Here is a 24,932-nt window from a genome sequence, read left to right as displayed (position 1 = left end):
ACCCTTTAGTGTGGTGAAAAAAAATTATGACAGATTCAACGACGCACGACGCCTTGCCGGCCTGGCAGACCCGAGATCACCTCGACGATCCGGTGATTGGCGAACTGCGCAACCGTTTTGGGCCGGAAGCCTTCACTGTTCAGCCCTCCCGTACCGGAATGCCCGTGGTATGGGTCAAGCCTGACCAGTTACTGGAAGTAATGACGTTTTTGAGAAAACAGCCGAAGCCTTACGTCATGCTGTTCGATCTGCATGGCGTGGACGAGCGTCTTCGCACCCACCGCGACGGTTTGCCGGCCGCGGATTTTTCTGTTTTCTACCATCTGATTTCTATCGAACGCAACCGCGATATCATGCTGAAAGTGGCGCTGTCTGAAAAAGACCTGCACGTGCCCACAGCAACCAAGGTTTTCCCTAACGCCAACTGGTATGAGCGTGAAACCTGGGAAATGTTCGGTATTACCTTCGACGGCCACCCGCACCTGACGCGCATCATGATGCCGCAAACCTGGGAAGGCCACCCGCTGCGTAAGGATTACCCGGCGCGCGCCACCGAGTTCGATCCCTTTGTGTTGACCAAACAGAAAGAAGATCTGGAAATGGAAGCGCTGACCTTCAAGCCGGAAGACTGGGGCATGAAGCGTGGCACCGAGAACGAGGACTTCATGTTCCTCAACCTTGGCCCGAACCACCCATCTGCGCACGGTGCATTCCGTATCATTCTGCAACTGGATGGCGAAGAGATCGTCGACTGCGTTCCGGATATCGGTTACCACCACCGTGGCGCCGAGAAAATGGGCGAGCGTCAGTCCTGGCACAGCTACATTCCGTACACCGACCGTATCGAGTACCTCGGCGGCTGCGTGAACGAAATGCCTTACGTGTTGGCGGTTGAAAAGCTGGCCGGTATCAAGGTGCCGGAGCGCGTTGACACTATCCGCGTAATGCTGTCCGAACTGTTCCGCATCAACAGCCACCTGCTGTACATCAGTACGTTCATTCAAGACGTCGGCGCCATGACCCCGGTGTTCTTCGCCTTTACCGACCGTCAGAAAATCTACGATCTGGTGGAAGCGATCACCGGTTTCCGTATGCACCCGGCCTGGTTCCGTATTGGCGGTGTTGCACACGATCTGCCGCGCGGTTGGGATCGTCTGCTGCGTGAATTCCTGGAGTGGATGCCAAAACGCCTGGATTCCTACGTCAAGGCTGCGCTGAAGAACAGCATCCTGAAAGGCCGTTCCGTGGGTGTTGCATCCTACAATGCCAAAGAGGCATTGGAGTGGGGCGTGACCGGCGCCGGCCTGCGCGCCACCGGTATCGAGTTCGACGTGCGCAAATGGCGTCCGTATTCCGGCTATGAGAATTTCGACTTCGAAATCCCGGTCGGCGACGGCAACAGCGACTGCTACACCCGCGTGATGCTGAAGGTAGAAGAGCTGCGCCAGAGTCTGCGCATCCTTGAGCAGTGCCTGAACAACATGCCGGAAGGCCCGTTCAAGGCCGATCACCCGCTGACCACGCCGCCGCCGAAAGAGCGTACGCTGCAGCACATTGAAACGCTGATCACCCACTTCCTGCAGGTTTCCTGGGGCCCGGTGATGCCAGCCAACGAATCATTCCAGATGATTGAAGCCACCAAAGGGATCAACAGCTACTACCTGACCAGCGACGGCAGCACCATGAGCTACCGCACCCGGGTACGTACGCCAAGCTTCGCGCACCTGCAGCAAATCCCAGCGGTAATCCGTGGCAGCCTGGTCTCCGACCTGATCGTCTATCTGGGTAGTATCGATTTTGTAATGTCAGATGTGGACCGCTAACTATGCATGATCAAAAAGACAATCACGCGAATAACGAAGCGCTTGAACCCATCAATGCGTCCGCTCCTCAGAGCGGCGTTGATGCATTTGAGCTGAGCGCGGAAGAACGTGATGCGATCGAGCACGAAAAGCACCATTACGAGGATCCACGCGCCGCCTCAATCGAAGCACTGAAAATTGTGCAGAAGCAGCGCGGCTGGGTTCCGGACGGTGCGATTTATGCCATCGCGGAAGTGCTGGGCATTCCTGCCAGCGACGTAGAAGGCGTGGCCACGTTCTACAGCCAGATTTTCCGTCAGCCAGTAGGACGTCACGTGATCCGTTATTGTGACAGCGTTGTTTGTCACATCACCGGTTACCAGGGCATTCAGGCCGCCATCGAGAAGAAGCTGAGCATCAAACCGGGTCAAACCACCTTTGATGGTCGCTTCACTCTGCTGCCAACCTGCTGTCTGGGCAACTGCGATAAAGGGCCGACCATGATGATTGATGAGGACACTCACAGTCAGCTGAAGCCTGAAGATATCGAGACGCTACTGGAGCAGTATCAATGATTAAAGACATTGTACGCACTCCCGAAATGCACCCGCTGACCTGGCGACTGCGCGATGACAAACAGCCGGTCTGGCTGGATGAATACCGCAGCAAAAACGGCTATGCGGGCGCCGAAAAGGCCATTAAAGGCCTGGCTCCGGACGAGATCGTCAACCTGGTGAAAGACGCCGGGTTGAAAGGCCGCGGCGGCGCAGGTTTCTCCACCGGTCTGAAGTGGAGCCTGATGCCGAAAGACGAATCCATGAACATCCGTTACCTGTTGTGTAACGCCGATGAAATGGAGCCGGGCACCTACAAAGACCGCTTGCTGATGGAACAGATGCCGCACCTGTTGGTGGAAGGCATGCTGATCTCGGCTTTCGCGCTGAAGGCTTACCGCGGCTATATCTTCCTGCGCGGTGAGTACATCGAAGCGGCGGTGCATTTGCGCCGTGCGATTGCCGAGGCTACCGAAGCCGGGTATCTGGGCAAGAACATCATGGGCAGCGGTTTCGACTTCGAGCTGATTGTTCATACCGGTGCCGGTCGCTACATCTGCGGCGAAGAAACCGCGCTGATTAACTCGCTGGAAGGCCGCCGCGCCAACCCGCGCTCCAAGCCACCATTCCCGGCTTCCTCCGGCGTATGGGGCAAACCGACCTGCGTTAACAACGTAGAAACCCTGTGTAACGTGCCGGCCATTCTGGCGAACGGCATTGACTGGTACAAGGGGATCTCCGCCGGCAAAAGTAACGACGCCGGGACCAAACTAATGGGCTTCTCCGGCCGGGTGAAAAACCCAGGCGTTTGGGAGCTGCCGTTTGGTACCACCGCACGTGAAATTCTGGAAGATTACGCCGGTGGCATGCGTGACGGACTGCGTTTCAAAGCCTGGCAGCCAGGTGGTGCAGGGACCGACTTCCTGACTGCCGATCATCTCGATCTGCCGATGGACTTCGAGAACATCGGTAAAGCCGGCAGCCGTCTTGGCACCGCGCTGGCGATGGCGGTGGACCACGAAATCGGTATGGTTCCGTTGGTGCGCAACCTGGAAGAGTTCTTCGCTCGCGAGTCCTGCGGTTGGTGTACGCCATGCCGTGACGGCCTGCCGTGGAGCGTGAAGATCCTGCGTGCGTTGGAAAATGGCCAAGGGCAGCCGGGGGATATCGAAACCCTCGAGCAGCTGTGCCGTTCCCTCGGCCCGGGCAAAACCTTCTGCGCCCACGCGCCAGGTGCCGTAGAGCCACTGCAAAGCGCAATTAAATATTTCCGTGAAGAGTTCGAAGCGGGCATCGCCGTGAAGCATTTCAGTAACGCGCATGCGATTGGCGGCATTCAGCCGAACAACCTGCTGAAGCAACGCTGGTAAGCCGACTCGCCCCGACGACACGGCCAGAATTTTTGATTAACGCCTGCCGCAAGGCAGGCCACTTGGAAGCATGCTGACTATGGCTACGATTCATGTAGACGGCAAAGAATACGACGTAGATGGAGCTGACAACCTGTTGCAGGCTTGTCTCTCTCTCGGCCTCGATATTCCTTACTTTTGCTGGCATCCGGCGCTGGGAAGCGTCGGCGCTTGCCGCCAATGTGCGGTAAAGCAATACCAAAACGCGGAAGATACGCGTGGCCGTTTGGTGATGTCTTGTATGACACCGGCATCCGATGGAACCTTTATTTCCATCGACGATGCCGAAGCCAAACAGTTCCGTGAAAGCGTGGTTGAGTGGTTGATGACCAACCACCCGCACGACTGTCCGGTATGTGAAGAAGGCGGTAACTGTCACCTGCAGGATATGACAGTAATGACCGGCCACAGCTTCCGTAAATACCGCTTCAGTAAGCGTACCCACAATAACCAGGAACTGGGGCCGTTTATCTCGCATGAGATGAACCGCTGCATCGCCTGCTACCGTTGTGTGCGCTATTACAAGGATTATGCGGACGGCACCGACTTCGGTGTGTACGGCGCGCACGATAACGTCTACTTCGGTCGTGTTGAGAGCGGCACGCTGGAAAGCGAGTTCTCCGGCAACCTGGTAGAAGTATGCCCGACCGGCGTGTTCACCGACAAAACCCACTCCGAGCGTTATAACCGTAAGTGGGACATGCAGTTTGCGCCAAGCATTTGCCAGCAGTGCAGCATCGGCTGTAACACCAGCCCGGGCGAGCGCTATGGTGAATTGCGTCGCATCGAAAACCGCTATAACGGCAGCGTGAACCACTACTTCCTGTGCGACCGCGGCCGCTTCGGTTATGGCTACGTGAACCAGAAAGATCGTCCACGTCAGCCACAGCAGCTGCGCGGCAACGACTGGATCACCCTGAACGCCGAACAGGCTATGCAGGGCGCGGCGGACATCCTGCGTCAGGCGAAGAAAACCATCGGTATCGGCTCACCCCGCGCCAGTCTGGAAAGCAACTTCGCACTGCGTGAACTGGTCGGTGCCGAGAATTTCTACACCGGTATTTCACAGGCGGAACAGGGTCGTCTGAACCTGATGCTGAACGTGCTGCAAAACAGCGGCGTTCACACGCCTGCGCTGCGCGAAATTGAAGGCTACGACGCGGTATTGGTGCTGGGTGAAGATCTGACCCAGACCGGCGCACGTATTGCTTTGTCGGTACGTCAGGCGGTGAAGGGCAAGGCTCGCGCCATGGCGGCAGCCCAGCGCGTTGCCGACTGGCAGATTGCCGCGATACAAAACATTGGCCAGCATGCCAAGTACCCACTGTTCGTCACCAACGTGGACAACACCCGTCTGGACGACATCGCTGCGTGGAACTACCGTGCACCGGTGGATGAGCAAGCGCGTCTCGGCTTCGCCATCGCCCACGGGCTGGATAATGCGGCACCGGCGGTCAACGATTTGGCTGATGGCCTGAACAAGAAAGTCGATATCATCGTGCAGGCGCTGACCGACGCACGTAAACCGCTGATCGTCACCGGTAGCAACGCCGGCAGCGAAGCCATCATCGAAGCGGCGGCCAACATCGCCAAAGCGCTGAAGGATCGCGGCTCTGATGTGGGTATCACCTTCGTGGCCAGCGCGGCCAACAGCATCGGTTTGTCGATGATTGGCGGTGGTTCGCTCGATCAAGCGCTGTCGCAGTTGGAAAACGGCGAAGCAGACACCGCTATCGTGATGGAAAACGATCTCTACCGGCATGCGCAGGCGGCAAAGGTGGACGCCGCGTTGGCCAAGGTCAGCAACCTGATCGTGGTTGATCATCAGCGCACCGCGATCATGGATCGGGCCAACCTGATCCTGTCGGCGGCCAGTTTTGCAGAAAGCGACGGTACCCTGGTCAACCAGGAGGGCCGCGCACAGCGTTTCTTCCAGGTTTACGATCCGGCCTACTACGACGACGCGAAAAAAGACGTTTACACCGTAATGCTGGAAAGCTGGCGTTGGATGCACTCGCTGCATTCCACCTATACCAGCCGTCACGTGGACTGGACGCAGCTCGATCACGTTATCGAAGCCTGTGTTACCGCGTTGCCGCAGCTGCAGGGCATTGTGGACGCGGCACCGGACGCAAGTTTCCGCATTCGCGGTCAAAAATTGGCACGTTCGCCACATCGTTCCAGTGGTCGTACGGCCATGCGCGCCAACATCAGCGTGCACGAGCCGCGTCAGCCGCAGGATAAAGACACCATGTTCGCCTTCTCGATGGAAGGGAACAACAGCCCGCTGGCCGATCGTCAGCAGATCCCATTCGCCTGGGCACCAGGTTGGAACTCACCGCAGGCATGGAACAAGTTCCAGGCCGAAGTGGGCGGCAAGCTGCGTCATGGCGATCCGGGCGTGCGTCTGATCGAAGCAGGGGAGGGCAAGCTGGATTACTTCACCCAGGTGCCTGCCGCCTTTGATCATGAGCAAGGCTGGCGTGTCGCGCCTTATTACCACCTGTTCGGCAGTGATGAAATGTCACAGCGTTCCGGCGTGATCCAGCAGCGTATGCCAGAGGCCTACGTGATGGTGAACCCGGCGGATGCCGCTACGCTTGGCGTGAATGCCGGTGCGCTGGTGGAGTTCAGCTGTGCGGGCCAGACGCTGCGTCTGCCGGTGCGCCTGAGTGAAACGCTGACCCAGGGCCAGGTGGGCTTACCGCTCGGCTTGCCAGGGATCCCGCCGGTATTGGTGGGTGCGACGGTTGAAAATCTGCGGGAGGCAACACGATGAGCTGGTTTACCCCTGAGGTGATCGACATTCTGATCTCCGTGCTTAAAGCGGTAGTGATCCTGCTGGTCGTCGTCACCTGCGGTGCTTTCATGAGCTTCGGCGAACGTCGCCTGCTCGGCCTGTTCCAGAACCGTTACGGACCAAACCGTGTCGGCTGGGGCGGTTCGTTGCAGCTGGTCGCCGACATGATCAAAATGTTCTTCAAGGAAGACTGGGTTCCGAAATTCTCCGACCGGGTGATCTTCACCCTGGCGCCGATGATCGCCTTCACTTCCCTGTTGCTGGCATTTGCCATCGTCCCGGTCAGTCCGACCTGGGCGGTGTCCGACCTCAACATCGGTATTTTGTTCTTCCTGATGATGGCCGGCCTGGCGGTATACGCCGTGCTGTTTGCCGGCTGGTCGAGCAACAACAAATACTCGCTGTTGGGGGCGATGCGTGCTTCTGCGCAAACCCTGAGCTACGAAGTGTTCATCGGCCTGTCGCTGATGGGTGTGGTGGCGCAGGCGGACTCCTTCAACATGCAGACCATTGTTGAATCTCAGGCGCATCTGTGGAACGTCATCCCGCAATTCTTCGGTTTCGTGACCTTTGCGATTGCCGGCGTTGCGGTGTGTCACCGTCACCCGTTTGACCAACCGGAAGCCGAGCAGGAACTGGCTGACGGTTACCACATTGAATACTCCGGCATGAAGTTCGGTCTGTTCTTCGTGGGTGAGTACATCGGTATCGTCACCGTTTCTGCCCTGATTGTGACGTTGTTCTTCGGTGGCTGGCAGGGTCCATTCCTGCCGCCATTCATCTGGTTCGCGCTGAAAACGGCTTTCTTCATGATGATGTTCATTCTGATTCGTGCTGCTCTGCCACGTCCGCGCTATGACCAGGTAATGGCCTTCGGCTGGAAAGTGTGTCTGCCGCTGACGCTGCTGAACCTGCTGGCAACTGCCGCAGTCATTTTGTACAACGCTCAATAAGGGGTGAATAAACCATGACATTGAAAGAGTTATTGGTTGGTTTCGGCACCCAGGTGCGCAGCATTTGGATGATAGGCCTGCATGCCTTCGCCAAGCGCGAAACCCAGATGTATCCGGAAGAACCGGTTTACCTGCCGCCGCGTTACCGTGGCCGTATCGTGCTGACGCGCGATCCGGACGGTGAAGAGCGTTGCGTAGCCTGTAACCTGTGTGCGGTTGCCTGCCCGGTGGGCTGTATCTCGCTGCAAAAAGCAGAACAGAAAGATGGCCGTTGGTATCCGGAGTTCTTCCGCATCAACTTCTCGCGCTGCATTTTCTGCGGCCTGTGCGAAGAAGCTTGCCCAACTACCGCGATCCAGCTGACGCCGGATTTCGAAATGGGTGAGTTCAAACGCCAGGACCTGGTGTACGAAAAAGAAGATCTGTTGATCTCGGGGCCGGGTAAATATCCGGAATATAACTTCTACCGGATGGCCGGTATGGCGATTGACGGCAAAGCCAAGGGCGAAGCCGAAAACGAAGCCAAACCGATCGACGTCAAAGGTCTGTTGCCTTAAGGAGCCAGCAAGCATGGAAATTGCCTTTTATCTGGCAGGTTTGATTGCGGTGATCGCGACCATTCGCGTGATCTCGCATACCAACCCTGTGCATGCGTTGCTGTATCTGATCGTCTCGCTGTTGGCGATCTCTGCAGTCTTCTTCTCACTCGGCGCGTACTTCGCAGCGGCGTTGGAGATCATCGTTTACGCCGGTGCCATCATGGTGCTGTTCGTGTTCGTGGTCATGATGTTGAACCTCGGCAGCGCGGTACAAAAGCAAGAGCGCGACTGGCTGAAGCCGTCGGTATGGATCGGTCCGGGCCTGCTGTCGTTGCTGCTGCTGGCGGTGCTGATTTTCGCGATTCGCAGCGTGTCCGATCAGGGCATCAGCGGTGAGATGGTAGACGCCAAAGCCGTGGGGATCAGCCTGTTCGGTCCTTACGTGTTGGCGGTTGAGCTGGCTTCAATGCTGCTGTTGGCAGGTCTGGTTGTTGCCTTCCACATTGGCCGTGAGCACAAACCGGGTGAGGTGTTGAGCAACGCGCCGGTCGGTGGCGAAATGGCGAGAAGAAAATCGGAGGAGCAAGCATGATCCCTCTTCAACATGGCCTGATTCTGGCGGCGATCCTGTTCGTCCTGGGTCTGACCGGGTTGCTGGTTCGTCGTAATCTGCTGTTTATGCTGATCAGTCTGGAAGTGATGATCAACGCCGCAGCATTGGCGTTTATCGTGGCGGGTAGTTACTGGGGCCAACCGGATGGGCAGGTGATGTACATCCTGGCGATCAGTTTGGCGGCAGCCGAGGCCAGTATCGGTCTGGCGTTGCTGCTGCAGCTCTACCGTCGCCGTCATACCCTGAATATTGATACTGTCAGTGAGATGCGCGGATGAACCTATTATATTTAACTATTCTGCTACCGCTGATCGGGTTCCTGCTGTTGGCCTTTTCCCGAGGCCGCTGGTCTGAGAACGTCTCGGCAACCATTGGCGTAGGCTCTATCGGCCTGGCTGCGTTGGTCACGGTGCATGTGGCGATGGATTTCTTCGCCCAGAAAGCGACGGGCGTGCAGCTGTTTGAGCAGAGCCTGTGGAACTGGATGACCGTCGGTAACTTTAATATCGGCGTGACTCTGACGCTGGACGGCCTGTCGTTGACCATGTTGTCCGTGGTCACCGGCGTGGGCTTCTTCATCCACATGTTCGCGTCCTGGTACATGCGCGGTGAAGAGGGCTACTCGCGCTTCTTCGCTTACACCAACCTGTTTATCGCCAGCATGGTGGTATTGGTACTGGCAGACAACCTGTTGCTGATGTACCTGGGCTGGGAAGGCGTGGGCCTGTGCAGCTACCTGCTGATCGGCTTCTACTACAAGGATCCGGCCAACGGTGCGGCGGCGATGAAAGCCTTCATCGTGACCCGCGTCGGCGACGTGTTCCTGGCGTTCGCGCTGTTCATCCTCTACAACGAGCTGGGCACGCTGAACATCCGCGAACTGATGATCCTGGCACCGCAAAAACTGGCGGTCGGCGATACGGCGATCACCTGGGCTACCCTGATGTTGCTGGGTGGCGCGGTCGGTAAATCAGCGCAGCTGCCGTTGCAGACCTGGCTGGCAGACGCCATGGCGGGTCCAACCCCGGTTTCCGCACTGATCCACGCGGCGACCATGGTGACCGCGGGCGTTTACCTGATTGCCCGTACGCACGGCCTGTTCCTGATGGCGCCGGAAGTGTTGCATCTGGTGGGCATTATCGGGGCAGTGACCCTGGTGCTGGCTGGCTTTGCCGCGCTGGTACAGACTGACATCAAACGCGTACTTGCCTACTCCACCATGAGCCAGATTGGTTACATGTTCCTGGCGTTGGGTGTGCAGGCGTGGGATGCAGCAATCTTCCACCTGATGACCCATGCGTTCTTCAAGGCGCTGCTGTTCCTCTCCTCCGGTTCAGTGATCCTGGCTTGCCATCACGAGCAGAACATCTTCAAGATGGGCGGCCTGCGCAAGAGCATTCCACTGGTTTACGTCTGCTTCCTGGTGGGGGGCGCTGCGCTGTCGGCACTGCCGCTGATCACCGCAGGCTTCTTCAGTAAGGATGAGATCCTGGCGGGTGCGATGGCCAACGGTCACATCAACCTGATGATTGCCGGCTTGGTCGGTGCGTTCATGACCTCGCTGTACACCTTCCGTATGATTTTCATCGTGTTCCATGGCGAAGAGAAAATCAAAGCGCATGCCGGTAAAGGCATCACTCACCACCTGCCGCTGTTGGTTCTGCTTGTGCTGTCCACCTTCGTTGGCGCGATGATTGTTCCGCCACTGCAGGGCGTACTGCCAGATACCACCGAGCTGGCGCACGGTAGCGTGCTGCAACTGGAGATTACCTCCGGCGTAGTGGCTATTGTTGGCATCCTGTTAGCGGCGGCGCTGTGGCTGGGCAAACGTACCCTGGTTACCCGCATCGCCAATAGCGCACCGGGACGTTTCTTCTCTACCTGGTGGTTCCATGCCTGGGGCTTCGACTGGCTGTACGACAAAGTGTTCGTCAAGCCGTACCTGGGTATTGCGAAGTTGCTGCAACGTGATCCGCTGAACTCGATGATGAACTTGCCGGCCATTTTCTCCCGCTGGGGGAACCGTGGTCTGACAGTGAGCGAGAACGGTCAGGTGCGTTGGTATATAGCGTCTATGGGTGTGGGTGCAGTGGTCGTATTGGCTCTGTTGATTTTGGTTTAATTGAATAATTTAAACAGACGCATTTTTCGGGCGTAGCGCTCTGCAGGGCAGGCGCTACGTACAAAGTTTGAAATTATTCGTATAAGGGACACAAAACGCCATGCTATTACCTTGGCTAATTCTTATCCCCTTTATTGGCGGTCTGCTGTGCTGGCAGTTTGAGCGCTTCGGTACTAAGGTGCCGCGCTGGATTGCGTTGATCGCAATGGGGCTGACATTGGCGCTTTCTCTGCATCTGTGGATGCAGGGCGGCTACACGTTGACTACGCCGAAAGGCATTCCGCAGTGGCAGTCTGAATTCCTGCTGCCGTGGATCCCACGCTTTGGCATTTCCATCCACCTGGCGCTGGACGGACTTTCACTGCTGATGGTAGTGCTGACCGGCCTGCTGGGCGTGTTGGCTATCCTCTGTTCCTGGCGTGAAATCCAGAAATACCAGGGCTTCTTCCACCTGAACCTGCTGTGGATCCTGGGTGGGGTTATCGGCGTGTTCCTCGCCATCGACATGTTCCTGTTCTTCTTCTTCTGGGAAATGATGTTGGTGCCGATGTACTTCCTGATCGCACTCTGGGGTCACAAGGCGTCGGACGGGAAAACCCGTATCACTGCGGCCACCAAGTTCTTCATCTATACCCAGGCCAGCGGTCTGGTGATGCTGATTGCCATTATGGGCCTGGTGTTTGTGCACTATAACGCGACCGGCGTGTGGACCTTCGATTACGAAGACCTGCTGCAAACGCCAATGTCGCACAACGTGCAATACCTGTTGATGCTGGGCTTCTTCATTGCCTTCGCGGTGAAAATGCCGGTGGTGCCGTTGCACGGCTGGTTGCCGGATGCGCACAGCCAGGCTCCTACCGCAGGTTCTGTCGACCTGGCGGGGATCTTGCTGAAGACTGCGGCCTATGGCCTGTTGCGCTTCAGCCTGCCGCTGTTCCCGGAAGCTTCGCATGAGTTCGCGCCAATCGCCATGTGGCTGGGTGTTATCGGTATCTTCTACGGCGCCTGGATGGCGTTTGCGCAGACCGATATCAAGCGTCTGATCGCTTACACCTCGGTTTCCCATATGGGCTTCGTCCTGATCGCCATCTACACCGGCAGCCAACTGGCTTACCAGGGTGCAGTGATCCAGATGATTGCACACGGCCTGTCTGCGGCCGGTATGTTCATCATCTGTGGCCAGTTGTACGAACGTCTGCACACTCGCGACATGCGTGAAATGGGCGGCCTGTGGGGGCGTATCAAATACATCCCTGCGCTGTCGCTGTTCTTCGCGGTGGCTACGTTGGGGATGCCGGGTACCGGTAACTTCGTCGGTGAATTCATGATCCTGTTCGGCAGCTATCAGGTTGTGCCGGTGATCACCGTGATTTCTACCTTCGGTCTGGTGTTTGCTTCGGTTTACTCGTTGATCATGATGCAGCGTGCCTACTACGGCAAAGCCAAGTCTGACCAACCTTTGCCGGGCATGACCGCGCGTGAGCTGTTCATCATTCTGCTGTTGGTGGTGTTGCTGGTTCTGTTGGGGTTCTACCCACAACCGATTCTGGACACTTCTAATGCGGCGATGAGCAACGTGCAACACTGGTTTGGTTCGTCAGTTTCAGCAATTTCAACAACAAGGCCGTAATTCGCCATGACAATAACTCCTCAACAACTGATCGCACTGTTGCCGCTGTTGATCGTCGGATTGACGGTGGTGGTTGTGATGCTAGGCATTGCGTGGCGACGCGACCACTTTATCAACGCCACCCTGACCGTGATCGGGCTAAACCTGGCGCTGCTTTCGCTGTACTTTGTCGGCCAGGCAGGCCCAATGGACGTCACCCCGCTGCTGCGGGTTGACGGCTACTCGATGTTCTATACCGGGCTGGTGATATTGGCGAGTCTGGCGACCTGTACCTTTGCCTATCCGTGGCTGGTCGGTTACCCGGACAACCGCGAAGAGTTCTACCTGCTGGTGCTGATTGCTACCCTGGGTGGCATTCTGCTGGCGAGCGCCAACCATCTGGCCTCGCTGTTCCTCGGTATTGAACTGATCTCGCTGCCGCTGTTTGGTCTGGTGGGCTACGCCTACCGCCAGAAGCGACCTCTGGAAGCGGCCATCAAGTACATGCTGCTGTCCGCCGCGGCTTCGTCGTTCCTGCTGTTCGGTATGGCGCTGCTGTATGCGGAGTCCGGTGACCTGTCGCTGGCCGGCCTGGGCAAGAGCCTGCAAGAAAACATGATGCACCAGCCGCTGATCCTGGCCGGTATGGGCATGATGATTGTCGGTCTGGGCTTCAAGCTGTCGCTGGTGCCATTCCAACTGTGGACGCCGGATGTGTATCAGGGGGCGCCTGCGCCGGTTTCAACCTTCCTGGCCACCGCCAGCAAGATTGCTATCTTTGCGGTCGTTATGCGTCTGTTCCTGTATGCGCCTGCTGCCGACAACGAAGCGCTGCGCATGGTGCTGTCGATCATTGCCGTTTGTTCGATTCTGTTCGGCAACCTGATGGCCATCAGCCAGACCAACATCAAGCGTCTGCTGGGTTACTCGTCGATTGCCCACCTGGGTTATCTGCTGGTGGCGCTGATTGCGGTGCAAACCCACCAGCTGTCGCTGGAAACCGCCGGGGTTTACCTGGCCGGTTACCTGTTCAGCAGCCTGGGCGCGTTCGGCGTGGTCAGCCTGATGTCCAGCCCGTACCGTGGCCCGGATGCAGATTCACTGTTCTCCTACCGCGGTCTGTTCTGGCATAAGCCCATTCTGTCCGCCGTCATGACGGTGATGATGCTGTCACTGGCCGGTATCCCGATGACCCTGGGCTTTATCGGTAAGTTCTTCGTGATCGCAATGTGCGTCAGCGCTCACCTGTGGTGGTTGACCGGCGCCGTGGTGCTGGGTAGCGCCATTGGTTTGTACTACTACCTGCGCGTCACCGTCAGCCTGTTCCTCAGCGCGCCGGAAGCGCTGCAGCGCGATACCCCAAATAACTGGGCGTTGACCGCAGGCGGCGTAGTGGTGCTGATCTCCGCCGCGTTGGTGCTGTTGCTGGGTGTTTATCCGCAGCCGCTGATTACGCTGGTACAGATGGCACAGCCGATGTTCTGATGGGCATCAGGGCAGTAAAAAAGGTCGCTTCGGCGACCTTTTTTTATGGCGTGGGGAACGGATTAGAGCATCATCTGCGACGGGCTACAGCGGTATAACTCTGCCAGTTTTTCCCGGGTTTTTTTTTGCGGTTTAGAGTCAATGGCTTCCCACTGAGAAACGGCAGATTGAGTAGTCCCCAGTTTTGTCGCCACATCGTACTGCGAGAAGCCGCGGAAAATTCGCCATGCGGCTATCAGACTGATGTTCTGATCCAGCATGATAGAGACCACTTCATGAGGAACAGTTTCATCATCGTGCGCATCGCTATGATAGGGAACAGACTCATAGTCATCTTGCCGGCCTACCAGCTTTTTATATTCATCGAGAGGCAATATCACGTACAGCGGTTTGCCTGATTCATCATGGATATATTGTAACTTCGCCATCTGGCATACCTCGGATTATAAATTTCAGCTCAACGCGGTTTAGTAAGTTGTCGACGTTCTACGCTTCACTTGTTGGATCAGACAGACAATAGGTTCACCATCACTCATCTCAAAAATAATGCGATAGCTGCCGACGCGCAGGCGAAATTGGCTGTCAGCACCATGCAATTTTTTGATATCCAGTCTGACGGCCGGGAACGCGCTTAACAGCCCGACCTTGTCTCTAATGGCTGAGCGATCCTGAGTCGGTAGCGTCATCAATTGTTTAACTGCTTTGCGCGACCAGTTAACCTTTGCCATCATTCCCTCGACTGTGGGGGCACGTCCTGTGCGTTGATTAGATAATAAGCTTTTTATCTAATCATGGCAATGTGGTGAAACGGGATAAGAGGGGTAGGGTAAGTCACCCTAACCCTTGAGTAGGGGGGATCAGCCGGGATTATTTGTAAATGAGGTTTCCAGCGCCTGGACTACGGCACGCACCCTGGCGGCACGCTGCAGGTCAGGATGCAGCACCAGCCAGATATCTACCCAGTCTTTGTTTTCCGGGAAAATTCGCACCAGGTCCGGGTCCTTATCCGCCAGGAACGAGGACAGCAGGCCAATCCCCAACCCATTGCGCGTTGCAGAGCGCAGCAGCAACTGCGAATTGCACTGCAGCACCACGTTAGGATCGATCAGCGTTTCGCCACAGAAGTTGTTCCAGTGACGGGGCACCAGTTCTCGCGGGAACATCAGCAGGTCATGACCCCGCAGATGGTCGCCCTTGGTCGGCATGCCGTGTTTGTCGAGATAGTCCTGCGTCGCATACAGCCCCATTTCGATGGTGGCCATGCGTTTGATAATCAGCTCATCGGATTCGGGACGGGCGCCGCGGATCGCCAGATCTGCGCCACGGTACGAAATATCAGAGATATTGACCGCCGTCAGCATGGTGACAGTGATTAACGGGTATTGTTCTCGCAGCGCCTTCAGCGCCGGGATGACAAAAGCCTCGGCCATGGTATCGGTGGTGGCGATGCGTACGTTACCGCACAGGCTGTCGTCGCCACTGGTGGCTTTGCGGCCAATCGCCTGCACCGAGTTCTCCATGTTCATCACGTCCGCCAGCATTTCCTCTCCCAACGGACTGAGGGAGAACGATTTTGGCGTACGGATAAACAGTTTGGATCCCAGGCTCTCTTCAAAAGCGGTAATACGCCGCCCGACGGTGGCTTGGTCGACGTGTAGTTCATTGGCGGCTTTTCGTAAAGTGCCGCAGCGTGCGACCGCCAGGAAGAAGCGTGCATCATCCCAATTCATCATGCCATTTCCTTTGTGCAGGCTTATCGGTCTTGTCTGTGTTCATTATTGCGCAACCGTACCGGCTCTGGTTTTGGCTGCAAATGAGGCCCACGTATCATAATTATTAATTATGTTTCAGGATATGAATAAATGCATCAACGTGAAGCAGTTTTGCATCTTTATTTTTACCCGACAATCTTTATGCTTATCAACGTTTATGCTGTGATCTGGCGCACATTTTGTGCCAATGTTACCCTGAACGCGTAAGCAGACGCGCATGAGAGCCTGTCTCTGTGGGCTAATCGCCTGGTGGGATCGACTCTGAATCTAGGTTGGCCCACCACGACTGGACATTGAAAATGGAGTCTCACGCAGAGAAGTTATACACCCCCGTAGCACTGGCAACTGCGGACGGTGTCAGAGTTATTGCAACCCCCGGTGCGAAAGCGGCAACGCAAAACAACGCTGATGCGATTATCCAGAGTCTCGAAGCTCGCGGCATTCAGCACATATTCCTGGTACCCGGCAAGCTGGTGTACCCATTGATAAAATCCATTGAACATTCAGGCATTGCCGGCATCGTCGGCGCCCATGAAACCGCCTGCGGCTTTATGGCGGACGGTTATGCTCGCGCCAGCCGCAAGTTTGGCGTTTGTCTGGGCATCTCCGGTCCCGGCACCATGAATTTCCTGCCGGCGATGGCGGCGGCGCAGGCCGACAAAATTCCGGTGTTGTATCTGGCCGGCGGCATTGCCACTTATCATGAAGCGCAGGGTGCCTTCCAGGACGGCAGCAATAGTGGCATCGATGAGCTGACTATCGTCAAACCGCTGCTTTCCGCTGCGATAGAAGTGAAAAATAATCTCACGTTGCAGCACGAGCTGCGGCGCAGTTTGTCTTGCCTGAACACTCAGCGAAAAGGTCGCACCTATCTCAGCGTGCCGGTCGATATGCAAAAGAAAGAGGTGGCTGGCGGTCATGAAGTTAGCCCGCCACGCACGCCCCAGTGCCGAGAGGCCGCCATCGACCCACAGGCATTGGATCAGGTGCTGGATGACTATCTGCTGCGCGGGCTGAACGTCGCCTGCCTGGTGGGTAACCGCATGAATAATCCGCTGGATGCCGCCCTGTTGCTGCGCCTGGCGGAGAAATACCGTCTGCCGGTTGCCACTACGCTGTCCGGCAAGGGCGCGTTTCCCGAAGGGCACGAGCTGGCGCTGGGGCTGTACGGTTTTGCCGGTCATACCCGGGCGGTGGAAACCATCAATGGCGATGAAGTGGATGTGTTGCTGGTGCTGGGTTGCGATCTGAGCCAACGCGATAGCCTGAACTGGAATCCGCGACTGCACGGCACCAAAACGCTGGTGGTGATTGACGAGGATTTCGATAAGGTCAGCTCGCATTATCAACCGGATATGCAGATTTTCTCCAGCCTGACCGGCTCGTTGCACCACCTGCTGGATGCGGTCAGCGACGATGACGCGCACCTGAACAGCATTAAACGCTTGCGTAACGGCTGGCTTGAGCAGGTGGGGCAACTGCCGCTAGAGCAGCAACGGCCCGATTTGCAGGTGCGTCTTGCTGAGGGTGAGGCCAACATGTACCCCGGCGACGCCATCAAACGCATCCGCAGCCGTATGAATCAGGACACCAACGTGGTGGTCGATTCCGGCGCACACCGTATCTTTATGGCGCACCACTGGCAGGCCAGCGGCCGGGGCGATTACCATACCTCAAGCTCCCTGGCGCCGATGGGCTGGGCGATTTGCGCCGGCATTGGCATCAAACTGGCAGCGCCGCACCGCGACTGCGTGGTGGTCACCGGCGACGGCTGCATGCTGATGCACGGCATCGAGATCCAGACGGCCGCCCGTTATCAGGTCAAAATGACCTTTGTGGTGATGAACAACTGCGCTCACGGAGCAATGCACATCGACACCCTGCAAAACCGTGGGGTATCTGCGGACTATACCGCGTTGCCGAACCATGACTGGAAGGCCTTCGCCAACAGCCTGGGGGTTGCCTCCGCCAAAGCGGCGACGCTGGAGGAACTGGACGAAGCGCTGACCGCCGCGGCTGAGCACGAGGGGCCTTTCCTGATAGAAGTGTTGGTAGGAAATCATGTGGCGCCTAATCGATACTATGCCGAGAGCATCGTAGAATACGAGCAGCGTATCAAAGGCTTGTAAAGGCGTAACCCCAGATTCCAGGAGTCGTCATTCATTGTCCTTTGTATCACGCCATTCTATTTTGTTCACCGTAGTCATGGAGCGATAACAATGTATAAACTGACACTTCTGGCATTAATGATAGCATTTCAAGGCGCTGCACAGGCCGCAGAGGATCACGGCGAAGGCATAAACAAAGAAACCTTGCTGAAAACCGAAACCTCATGGGAGGGGACGCCGTACCAGCATTATCCGGCCGGCGCTCCGCAGATCACCATGTTGAAGGTCACGGTGGAACCAAACAAGGTGCTCGCCTGGCATACTCACCCGTGCATCAGCGCGGTGTATATGACCGGGGGCAGCGTTTCGCTGACGGTCAAGAAAACCGGTGTGAAACACACCTTTAAGCAGGGCGACTCCTTTACCGACACGGTAGATATCGTTCACCAAGGGGTTTCTGGTGATAAAGGCGCGGAGATGCTGGTATTCTTCGCCTGCGCTGATAATAAACCGCTGACGGTGAAAGCTGCCGAATAATATCCCCGCCGTTTTTTAAGCTGCGGCGCTGTTGACTGCATTAGCCGTAGGGGGCGAATCAATTCGCCCCGTTTTATTTTGTTGCCCGTTGGGGTGATATACCGAGGAAATCATGGTTGCTTTGTGGATGGTCGTCGCCAGCGGGTTCTTTGCGTTGATGGGGGCCAGCATCAAACTGGCTTCGGCCAAGGTCGGTTTTTTCGACATCATTTTTTACCGCTCTGTGATTAACGTCCTGATCGTTGCCGCGCTGATCCATGTGAAAAATCTCGGTTTCCGCACCCAGCATTTGGGGTTGCACATGAAACGCGCCGCCATTGGCAATGCGGCGATGTACTGCGGTTTCTACTCACTAATCCATCTGCCGATCGCCACGGCAACCACGTTGGGCTACACCAATCCTATCTTTCAGTCGGCGATTGCCTTTGTCACTTGCAAAGGTCAACTGACCGGCAAGCTGCTGTTCTCGGTACTGCTGGGTTTTATCGGCATTTTGGTGCTGCTGCGCCCCGATACGCCGAACGGCGAGTATGCCGCGACCCTGATTGGCCTGCTTTCCGGCCTGCTGACCGCGCTGGCCTATTTTAACGTCGGTAAGCTGGTGCGCAGCGGCGAACCCGAACTGCGAGTGGTGTTTTACTTCTCGTTGGTGGGCACCCTGGTGGGCGGCATGATGACCACGGTGGTGGGGTTTACCGCGCTGGACAGCGCCATGATGCTGTGCGTTTGCGCCATCGGCGTGTTCGGCAGCCTGGGGCAAATCACCATGACCCGCGCCTACGGCAGCGGCAATGCGGTGATTGTCAGCATTCTTTCCTATAGCACCATCATTTTCTCCACGCTGCTCGGCTATCTGTTGTTTGGCGAGAAGCTGTCCTACATTGCTGCGGGCGGCATGGCGCTGATTATTTTCTCCGGTGCGTTGGCGATAGTGAAGCGCGCTCCGGCAAAAACCTCGAAGGCGGCGGCGGTGTAAAGAGCACGGCATTAAGCGCTGGCGGGCGTCAGCGCAAATGCATTAATGAATCACTATGATGCATTCTTGGCTATTTTGACCGTTATACCCGAAAGGTATGATAAACGCGTTTCCTGAGGAGTTTGGTTTTCAGGGTTAGGTGTTTATCCAGATTGTTTCGGGAGAGAAAAATGTCTGAAGGTGTGGCTGTTGATGAAGCCGCTAAAGCGAAGTCGGGTGAGTCGCATTTTGCCATCCTGCTGTTTTTAGCCCTGGCATTGATGTCCGCATTGCTGAACAGCAGTGCGCCGACACCGCTTTACCCGCTTTATCAACATGAGTTGGCGCTAAGCTCGGTCAGCCTGACCGTCATTTATGGCGCCTATGCCGCCGGCGTGCTGATTTCGCTGTTCGGCGTGGGCAACATGGCCGGCAAGGTCAAAGACCTGCGTAGCATGATTGTACCGGCGCTGCTGGTGGTTTTGGCCGGGGCCTTGCTGTTCTCGATGGCCGATTCGTTTTTGATGATGTTTATGGCGCGTCTGCTGGCCGGGATCGGCACCGGGGCTTTGACCGGTGCGGCTAACATTGCGCTGGTGCGTTTCGGGCCGAAGGACGGCGGTAAAAATGCGGCGCTGATTGCCACGCTGTCATTCACCACCGGTCTGGCTTTGGGGCCGATTTTCAGCGGCGTGGCGCTGCAAACCGGGTTCCACACGACTTCGCTGCCGTTCATTATCATCATGGCGGTGGCGGCAGTTGCCGCACTGGGCGTGATGCTGAAATGGCCGGTTGAAGCCGTTGTTGTACCTCTCAGCGGGGCACCGGCAGCAGAAGCCGCGGCAGAAAAAAGTTCGTTGGCGGATGGCCTGCGCGCTACCGGAGGCAAGTTCTTCTTGTGTGCTGGCGCGTTGTTCATCTGCTGGGCAGTGGCTGCCAGTATTCTGGCGATAGGGCCAAGCGTATCGGAAAAGCTATTGGGCATGCACAGCCGGGGCGTTTACGGCTATGTGATTGCGGTTTATTTGGTGATTGCCGGTATTAGCCAGATCCTGAGCCGTCGCGTTAATGCGCGCCATTCGCTGATGTTTGGCTGTCTGGCGCAGGCGCTGTCAGTGGTGGTGTTCGCCGAGGCGATTCAGATCCACTCGCTGGCTCTGGCCAGTGCCGGTATGGTGATTGCCGGTTACGCCTACGGGGCGATTTTTGTCGGCAGTGCCACCTTGGTGAACCTGATTTCACCGAAGGCCAGCCATGCGAGACTGATTTCACTGTTTTACGTAATCGCCTATATCGCCAACTGGGTTCCGATCCTGTTGGGGGCGGTTATCGACCATGCCAGCCTGCATCTGGCGGTCAATCTGTTATTTCTGGTCAGTGCCGTGGTTTGCTTATCTTTGAGCTTCATGGTGACCCGCGCGGGCTTCCCGCGCTGATACCCGCCGAGTTTCAGGTTGCCCGTCGGCAACGTGAAATTAGCAGGGTAGCTGAACAACGATTTTAGCCACGCAAGGTGGCGAACGATTTCCCTGGTGTTGTTGTGTGTCATTTCCAGCGTGCTAGTCACGCTGGTTTTTTTTGTGACAAATTCCTCAATTCTGCAATTTCAGTATTTCTCATTACAAAATTTTTGTGATTTACATCACTTGAATTTGCCGATTTTCGCGTAAACTGCGCGCTTTCTTTGCTGCGGGTCAGTTTATGAACGTTCTTTTTGCCATTGCTGTGACTACCGGGATCCTCTCCGGCGTGTGGGGATGGGTGGCTGTTAGCCTGGGGCTGATCAGTTGGGCCGGTTTCCTGGGCTGTACGGCCTATTTTGCTTGCCCGCAGGGGGGGCTGAAAGGGTTGTTGATCAGCACGCTGACCTGCTGCAGCGGGGTATTTTGGGCGATGGCGATCATTCACGGCAGTGAGCTGGCGCCCGGCTGGAGCCTGCTCGGTTATCTGCTGACCGGCGCGGTGGCTTTTCTGATGTGCATTCAGGCAAAGCAGCAGTGGCTGGGTTTTGTGCCCGGCACCTTTATCGGCGCTTGCGCCACCTTCGCCGGCGGCGGCAATTGGTCTCTGGTGACCCTTTCCCTGTTGGTGGGATTAGTGTTTGGCTACGCGATGAAAAACAGCGGCCTGTGGCTGGCGGCGCGCAGCGAAAAACCGAAACCGGCGGCCGCTGTTACCGAACATGTTAACCGCTGAGTTAAATGGTGCCGCCGAGTGAGATGCGGTAGTGCAGATCAACGCGCTCAATGCACGGCACCCCTTTAATGCGTTTCAACAAGATCTCTGTGGCCACCTTGCCGATATCAAACCTGGGTGTAATAACGCTGGCGATGCCCGGCGTGGTGGCTTTGCCGATATCCAGGCCGTGAAATCCCGACAAAGCGATATCCTGCGGAACCCGCAGCCCCAGCCGCAGACACTCCTGTAAGACCCCAACGGCCAGATCGTCATTGGTGCATAAGATACCGTCCAAGTCCGGGTAGAGCTGCCGTGCCATGGCCAGCATGTCGGAGCCGACCGTCACCGACGAAACACGGTGCGGTGTGATTTGGCGCGGTGTCAGGCCCTGTTTTTCCATCGCCCGGCAGTAGCCCTGAAAACGTTTGGTGTCGCGCGCATCGGACATGGCGCCGAAATAAACCACCTGACGTTTACCGCTGGCCAGCAGCGCTTCGGTCATGTCGTAACCCGCCTGGAAGTTATCGAACCCCACGGCGATCCTTCCTTCCGGACCTTCCAGATCCATCACCTGCGCCACCGGGATTTTGGCGGCCGTCAGGTACTTTTCCGCCCGCAGAGTATGCTCCGAATCCGTCAGGATCAGCCCGGCGATTGGGTAAGCCAGCAGTTGGACGATATGCTCTTCTTCGCGCTGTCGACTGTAGTCATAGTTCACTACCAGCGTTTGGTAGCCCTGTTCCAGAGTGATGGATTCGATACCGGCCAGCAGATCGGCGAAAATTTGGTTGTTGAACGAGGGGATCAAAACGCCAATGCGCGGTTTTTGCGTTGAGCGTGCTTCATCGCCGTCGGTAAAGTTCACTTCCTTCATCACCTGGGCAATTTTCTCGGCGGTTTCGGCCGCCACCTTTTCCGGCGTTCGCAGATAGCGGCTGACGGTCATTTTGGTCACGCCGGCGAGCAGCGCAATATCTTGCAGCGTGACGCGTTGGTTCTTCATTCTGAGGCCTTAACAGGGTGGGGCGGCGAAATCGCGAATAACGCCATGTTAACAAATCGATTTAGTGATAACAATCGACGACATAAAGTATAAAAATCTTATTTTTCAATGAAATGTGTTGAGTTTGTTTCCCGTGAGATTGCGTGGCTTCACGTTAAAGGTAACAGGTTTTAGTAACACTGTTTTAAGTGATCGTCATCACGTTTTTGCCGGCGGCGATCCGCTGAGATAGGCACCTGTCTTATCTGAATGACACTGCCGGGGACGTTATGAACAACTTATTTTCACTGGATAATAAAAAAGTACTGATTACCGGCGCTTCTCGGGGCATTGGTTTTCTGCTGGCGCGTGGGCTGGCGGAGTACGGCGCTCACATATTGGTCAATGCGACCACCGAAGAAAACGCCCAGCGAGCCGTTGAAGCACTGCGCCGTGAGGGCTTCCGCGCCGATGCCGCGGCCTTTGATGTCACTAACTCTCAGGCCATTCATGCCGCTATTGAGAAAATTGAGGCGCAAAGTGGTGGGATCGATGTGTTGATTAACAACGCGGGCATACAGCGTCGCCACCCGTTTACCGAATTCCCGGAAAAAGACTGGGACGACATTATCGCCGTCAACCAGAAGGCGGTATTTATGGTGTCACAAGCCGTAGCCCGCCATATGGTGCAGCGTCAAAGCGGTAAAATCATCAATATCGGCTCGATGCAGAGCGAACTGGGCCGCGACACCATCACCCCCTATGCCGCTTCCAAAGGGGCGGTGAAAATGCTCACGCGCGGCATGTGCGTAGAGCTGGCGCGCTACAACATTCAGGTCAATGGTATTGCCCCGGGCTACTTCAAAACCGAAATGACTCAGGCACTGGCGGACAACCAAGAGTTTACCGCCTGGCTGACAAAGCGTACCCCGGCTGCCCGTTGGGGCGATCCGCAGGAGTTGATTGGCGCGGCGGTGTTCCTGTCGTCCAAAGCCTCTGATTTTGTCAATGGTCACCTGCTGTTTGTCGATGGCGGAATGTCGGCCGCGGTATAGCCGCCTGCTTATGAGAAAATGATGATGAAAATTCAAACCCAATCCTGCGTGGTCAACGGCAAATATGACGTGGCGGTAGTGGAGCAGGAGGTTGAGTACCAGGGCCACGGCACGCTGGTGAAAATCACCCGTGGTGGCATCTGCGGATCAGACCTGCATTATTATCAGGAGGGTAAAGTCGGCAGTTTTCAGGTGCGTCAGCCGATGGTGCTGGGCCATGAGGTGATCGGTGAAGTGGTCGCCAGCGACACGGCTCGCCTGCCCTTGGGCCAGAAAGTGGCGTTAAACCCCAGCAAGCCCTGCGGGCAGTGTAAGTATTGCCTGGCGGATCAACAAAACCAATGTACTCAAATGCGCTTTTTCGGCAGCGCGATGTACTTCCCACATGTTGACGGCGCTTTTACCCAGTACAAGGTGGTTGATAGCGCGCAATGCATTGCGTTCGACGCCAACTGCGACGAGAAGGTGATGGTTTTTGCCGAGCCGCTGGCGGTGGCGATACATGCCGCCAGGCAGCCCGGTGAAGTGAAAGGGAAAAAGGTGTTTGTGTCCGGCGTCGGCCCGATCGGCTGCCTGCTGGTGGCGGCGCTGAAGGCGTTGGGCGCCGACGAAATTGTCTGCGCCGATCTCAGCCCGCGTTGCCTGGATATCGCCGGAGATATGGGGGCATCCCGCTGTCTGCACGCCGGCAATGACGATTTCAGCAGCTATCAGCAGGAAAAAGGGTACTTCGATATCGCTTTTGAAGTCTCCGGCCATCCACTGTCGTTGCAGCGTTGTCTGGAGGTCACCCGCGCCAAGGGGACGGTGGTGCAAGTCGGTATGGGAAGCAGCTTCCCGGATTTCCCGCTGATGCTGTTGATCGCCAAAGAGCTGAATCTGCTGGGATCCTTCCGGTTTGTTGAAGAGTTCGCCCTGGCGGTGACGTGGCTGGCCGAGGGGACAGTCAATCCGCTGCCGCTGCTGTCCGCCGAGTTCGACAATCGTCAACTGGCTGAGGCGCTGACGTTTGCCGGCGACAAGAGTCGAGCTGCCAAAGTCCAACTGGTGTTCTGATTTTAGCCATCAGTCTGATGGCGGGGATCGGCGATCCTTGTCTATAGTTAAGGGCCGTTTCATTTTTTAAACACGGAGAACTTACCATGGCGAGAAATACGGATGCGGATCAAACCACGCTCGATGACGATCTGAGAATGCTGAGCGACACGCTGGAAGAAGTGTTGAAGTACTCCGGCGATCGGGCCGATCAGGCCTATATCGATATCAAAGCTCATGCCGAAGAGGCATTGAGTGAGGTCAAGTCGCGGTTGGCTGACACCACCGAGTCCTACTATGCGCGCGCCAAGGACGCCGTTTGCCGAACCGACGGTTACGTGCGTGAAAACCCCTGGTGCAGCGTAGGGATTGGTGCCACGGTTGGCCTGGTACTGGGCTTGTTGCTGGCGCGTAAATAACGGCC

General features: G+C 56.5%; 23 protein-coding genes. 19 read left to right on the top strand and 4 right to left on the bottom strand.

Annotated features, from left to right (window positions below; all coding sequences use genetic code 11):
- The first annotated feature begins 26 nt into the window (after positions 1-26).
- From nuoC to nuoN, 11 genes are all read left to right on the top strand, one after another.
- Complete coding sequence (gene nuoC, locus M495_RS16650; RefSeq protein ID WP_020827848.1) at positions 27-1,823, top strand: NADH-quinone oxidoreductase subunit C/D; 1,797 nt, start codon at positions 27-29, stop codon at positions 1,821-1,823.
- A gap of 2 nt (positions 1,824-1,825) precedes the next feature.
- Positions 1,826-2,377, top strand: coding sequence for an NADH-quinone oxidoreductase subunit NuoE (gene nuoE / locus M495_RS16645; protein ID WP_020827847.1), 552 nt, complete (start codon positions 1,826-1,828; stop codon positions 2,375-2,377).
- Entirely contained in the window at positions 2,374-3,726 is a 1,353-nt protein-coding gene (nuoF, locus tag M495_RS16640) for an NADH-quinone oxidoreductase subunit NuoF (protein WP_020827846.1), read from the top strand. Before nuoE ends, nuoF begins: the two co-directional genes overlap by 4 nt.
- A 79-nt stretch (positions 3,727-3,805) precedes the next feature.
- Positions 3,806-6,544, top strand: coding sequence for an NADH-quinone oxidoreductase subunit NuoG (gene nuoG, locus M495_RS16635; RefSeq protein ID WP_041415534.1), 2,739 nt, complete (start codon positions 3,806-3,808; stop codon positions 6,542-6,544).
- Positions 6,541-7,518 (top strand): NADH-quinone oxidoreductase subunit NuoH, encoded by a 978-nt coding sequence (gene nuoH, locus M495_RS16630; protein ID WP_020827844.1) that lies wholly within the window; start codon positions 6,541-6,543, stop codon positions 7,516-7,518. Before nuoG ends, nuoH begins: the two co-directional genes overlap by 4 nt.
- Positions 7,519-7,532: 14 nt before the next feature.
- Positions 7,533-8,075, top strand: a complete 543-nt coding sequence (nuoI, locus tag M495_RS16625; protein WP_004947256.1) for an NADH-quinone oxidoreductase subunit NuoI — start codon at positions 7,533-7,535, stop codon at positions 8,073-8,075.
- 13 nt (positions 8,076-8,088) lie between these two features.
- Positions 8,089-8,649: an NADH-quinone oxidoreductase subunit J gene (gene nuoJ / locus M495_RS16620; RefSeq protein ID WP_020827843.1), complete on the top strand. Its 561-nt coding sequence runs from the start codon at positions 8,089-8,091 to the stop codon at positions 8,647-8,649.
- A complete protein-coding gene (gene nuoK / locus M495_RS16615; RefSeq protein ID WP_012146014.1) occupies positions 8,646-8,948 on the top strand; it encodes an NADH-quinone oxidoreductase subunit NuoK in 303 nt (100 codons plus the stop codon). The genes nuoJ and nuoK overlap by 4 nt, the downstream gene beginning before the upstream one ends.
- Positions 8,945-10,792 carry an NADH-quinone oxidoreductase subunit L gene (gene nuoL, locus M495_RS16610; protein ID WP_020827842.1) on the top strand — a complete coding sequence of 616 codons (1,848 nt, stop codon included), beginning with the start codon at positions 8,945-8,947 and terminating at the stop codon, positions 10,790-10,792. The genes nuoK and nuoL overlap by 4 nt, the downstream gene beginning before the upstream one ends.
- Positions 10,793-10,892: 100 nt before the next feature.
- Positions 10,893-12,422, top strand: coding sequence for an NADH-quinone oxidoreductase subunit M (nuoM, locus tag M495_RS16605; protein ID WP_020827841.1), 1,530 nt, complete (start codon positions 10,893-10,895; stop codon positions 12,420-12,422).
- Positions 12,423-12,428: 6 nt separating this feature from the next.
- A complete protein-coding gene (gene nuoN / locus M495_RS16600) occupies positions 12,429-13,886 on the top strand; it encodes an NADH-quinone oxidoreductase subunit NuoN (RefSeq protein ID WP_020827840.1) in 1,458 nt (485 codons plus the stop codon).
- A gap of 62 nt (positions 13,887-13,948) precedes the next feature.
- On the opposite strand, the gene M495_RS16595 is transcribed toward nuoN, so the two are convergent.
- From M495_RS16595 to M495_RS16585, 3 genes are all read right to left on the bottom strand, one after another.
- On the bottom strand, positions 13,949-14,314 hold the full coding sequence (locus M495_RS16595) for a helix-turn-helix domain-containing protein (protein WP_020827839.1): 366 nt from the start codon (positions 14,312-14,314) through the stop codon (positions 13,949-13,951).
- Between the two features lie 39 nt (positions 14,315-14,353).
- The gene (locus M495_RS16590; RefSeq protein WP_041415532.1) at positions 14,354-14,614 is read right to left on the bottom strand and encodes a type II toxin-antitoxin system RelE family toxin; all 261 of its coding nucleotides are present in this window, start codon (positions 14,612-14,614) and stop codon (positions 14,354-14,356) included.
- Between the two features lie 129 nt (positions 14,615-14,743).
- A complete protein-coding gene (locus M495_RS16585) occupies positions 14,744-15,619 on the bottom strand; it encodes a LysR family transcriptional regulator (protein ID WP_020827837.1) in 876 nt (291 codons plus the stop codon).
- Between the two features lie 338 nt (positions 15,620-15,957).
- Here M495_RS16585 and M495_RS16580 point away from each other — a divergent pair, with 338 nt between their 5' ends.
- The 5 genes from M495_RS16580 to M495_RS16560 all read left to right on the top strand — a co-directional run bounded on the left by M495_RS16580 (position 15,958) and on the right by M495_RS16560 (position 21,454).
- On the top strand, positions 15,958-17,787 hold the full coding sequence (locus M495_RS16580) for a thiamine pyrophosphate-binding protein (protein WP_020827835.1): 1,830 nt from the start codon (positions 15,958-15,960) through the stop codon (positions 17,785-17,787).
- Positions 17,788-17,877: 90 nt separating this feature from the next.
- Entirely contained in the window at positions 17,878-18,303 is a 426-nt protein-coding gene (locus M495_RS16575) for a cupin domain-containing protein (protein ID WP_020827834.1), read from the top strand.
- A 112-nt stretch (positions 18,304-18,415) separates the two neighbouring features.
- Positions 18,416-19,279 (top strand): DMT family transporter, encoded by an 864-nt coding sequence (locus M495_RS16570; protein WP_020827833.1) that lies wholly within the window; start codon positions 18,416-18,418, stop codon positions 19,277-19,279.
- Between the two features lie 170 nt (positions 19,280-19,449).
- On the top strand, positions 19,450-20,694 hold the full coding sequence (locus M495_RS16565; protein ID WP_020827832.1) for an MFS transporter: 1,245 nt from the start codon (positions 19,450-19,452) through the stop codon (positions 20,692-20,694).
- Between the two features lie 265 nt (positions 20,695-20,959).
- Positions 20,960-21,454, top strand: a complete 495-nt coding sequence (locus tag M495_RS16560) for a DUF1097 domain-containing protein (protein ID WP_020827831.1) — start codon at positions 20,960-20,962, stop codon at positions 21,452-21,454.
- A 1-nt stretch (position 21,455) separates the two neighbouring features.
- On the opposite strand, the gene M495_RS16555 is transcribed toward M495_RS16560, so the two are convergent.
- A complete protein-coding gene (locus M495_RS16555) occupies positions 21,456-22,439 on the bottom strand; it encodes a LacI family DNA-binding transcriptional regulator (protein ID WP_020827830.1) in 984 nt (327 codons plus the stop codon).
- A 269-nt stretch (positions 22,440-22,708) separates the two neighbouring features.
- Between M495_RS16555 and idnO the strand changes: the two genes are divergently transcribed.
- The 3 genes from idnO to elaB all read left to right on the top strand — a co-directional run bounded on the left by idnO (position 22,709) and on the right by elaB (position 24,927).
- The gene (idnO, locus tag M495_RS16550) at positions 22,709-23,473 is read left to right on the top strand and encodes a gluconate 5-dehydrogenase (protein WP_020827829.1); all 765 of its coding nucleotides are present in this window, start codon (positions 22,709-22,711) and stop codon (positions 23,471-23,473) included.
- A 24-nt stretch (positions 23,474-23,497) separates the two neighbouring features.
- Positions 23,498-24,529 (top strand): L-idonate 5-dehydrogenase, encoded by a 1,032-nt coding sequence (gene idnD, locus M495_RS16545; RefSeq protein WP_020827828.1) that lies wholly within the window; start codon positions 23,498-23,500, stop codon positions 24,527-24,529.
- 86 nt (positions 24,530-24,615) lie between these two features.
- Positions 24,616-24,927 (top strand): stress response protein ElaB, encoded by a 312-nt coding sequence (gene elaB / locus M495_RS16540; RefSeq protein WP_020827827.1) that lies wholly within the window; start codon positions 24,616-24,618, stop codon positions 24,925-24,927.
- Positions 24,928-24,932: the final 5 nt, after the last annotated feature.

The sequence above is a fragment of the Serratia liquefaciens ATCC 27592 genome, from assembly GCF_000422085.1.
Classification (GTDB): Bacteria; Pseudomonadota; Gammaproteobacteria; order Enterobacterales; family Enterobacteriaceae; genus Serratia; species Serratia liquefaciens.
Note: the sequence above shows the minus strand (reverse complement) of the source record. Positions and strands in the feature narration are given on the sequence as shown.

Excerpts from the sequence above, each read along its gene's own strand:
- nuoC (WP_020827848.1), top strand. The coding sequence starts at position 27 with ATGACAGATTCAACGACGCACGACGCCTTGCCGGCCTGGCAGACCCGA.
- nuoE (WP_020827847.1), top strand. The coding sequence starts at position 1,826 with ATGCATGATCAAAAAGACAATCACGCGAATAACGAAGCGCTTGAACCC.
- nuoF (WP_020827846.1), top strand. The coding sequence starts at position 2,374 with ATGATTAAAGACATTGTACGCACTCCCGAAATGCACCCGCTGACCTGG.
- nuoG (WP_041415534.1), top strand. The coding sequence starts at position 3,806 with ATGGCTACGATTCATGTAGACGGCAAAGAATACGACGTAGATGGAGCT.
- nuoH (WP_020827844.1), top strand. The coding sequence starts at position 6,541 with ATGAGCTGGTTTACCCCTGAGGTGATCGACATTCTGATCTCCGTGCTT.
- nuoI (WP_004947256.1), top strand. The coding sequence starts at position 7,533 with ATGACATTGAAAGAGTTATTGGTTGGTTTCGGCACCCAGGTGCGCAGC.
- nuoJ (WP_020827843.1), top strand. The coding sequence starts at position 8,089 with ATGGAAATTGCCTTTTATCTGGCAGGTTTGATTGCGGTGATCGCGACC.
- nuoK (WP_012146014.1), top strand. The coding sequence starts at position 8,646 with ATGATCCCTCTTCAACATGGCCTGATTCTGGCGGCGATCCTGTTCGTC.
- nuoL (WP_020827842.1), top strand. The coding sequence starts at position 8,945 with ATGAACCTATTATATTTAACTATTCTGCTACCGCTGATCGGGTTCCTG.
- nuoM (WP_020827841.1), top strand. The coding sequence starts at position 10,893 with ATGCTATTACCTTGGCTAATTCTTATCCCCTTTATTGGCGGTCTGCTG.
- nuoN (WP_020827840.1), top strand. The coding sequence starts at position 12,429 with ATGACAATAACTCCTCAACAACTGATCGCACTGTTGCCGCTGTTGATC.
- M495_RS16595 (WP_020827839.1), bottom strand. The coding sequence starts at position 14,314 with ATGGCGAAGTTACAATATATCCATGATGAATCAGGCAAACCGCTGTAC.
- M495_RS16590 (WP_041415532.1), bottom strand. The coding sequence starts at position 14,614 with ATGGCAAAGGTTAACTGGTCGCGCAAAGCAGTTAAACAATTGATGACG.
- M495_RS16585 (WP_020827837.1), bottom strand. The coding sequence starts at position 15,619 with ATGATGAATTGGGATGATGCACGCTTCTTCCTGGCGGTCGCACGCTGC.
- M495_RS16580 (WP_020827835.1), top strand. The coding sequence starts at position 15,958 with ATGGAGTCTCACGCAGAGAAGTTATACACCCCCGTAGCACTGGCAACT.
- M495_RS16575 (WP_020827834.1), top strand. The coding sequence starts at position 17,878 with ATGTATAAACTGACACTTCTGGCATTAATGATAGCATTTCAAGGCGCT.
- M495_RS16570 (WP_020827833.1), top strand. The coding sequence starts at position 18,416 with ATGGTTGCTTTGTGGATGGTCGTCGCCAGCGGGTTCTTTGCGTTGATG.
- M495_RS16565 (WP_020827832.1), top strand. The coding sequence starts at position 19,450 with ATGTCTGAAGGTGTGGCTGTTGATGAAGCCGCTAAAGCGAAGTCGGGT.
- M495_RS16560 (WP_020827831.1), top strand. The coding sequence starts at position 20,960 with ATGAACGTTCTTTTTGCCATTGCTGTGACTACCGGGATCCTCTCCGGC.
- M495_RS16555 (WP_020827830.1), bottom strand. The coding sequence starts at position 22,439 with ATGAAGAACCAACGCGTCACGCTGCAAGATATTGCGCTGCTCGCCGGC.
- idnO (WP_020827829.1), top strand. The coding sequence starts at position 22,709 with ATGAACAACTTATTTTCACTGGATAATAAAAAAGTACTGATTACCGGC.
- idnD (WP_020827828.1), top strand. The coding sequence starts at position 23,498 with ATGAAAATTCAAACCCAATCCTGCGTGGTCAACGGCAAATATGACGTG.
- elaB (WP_020827827.1), top strand. The coding sequence starts at position 24,616 with ATGGCGAGAAATACGGATGCGGATCAAACCACGCTCGATGACGATCTG.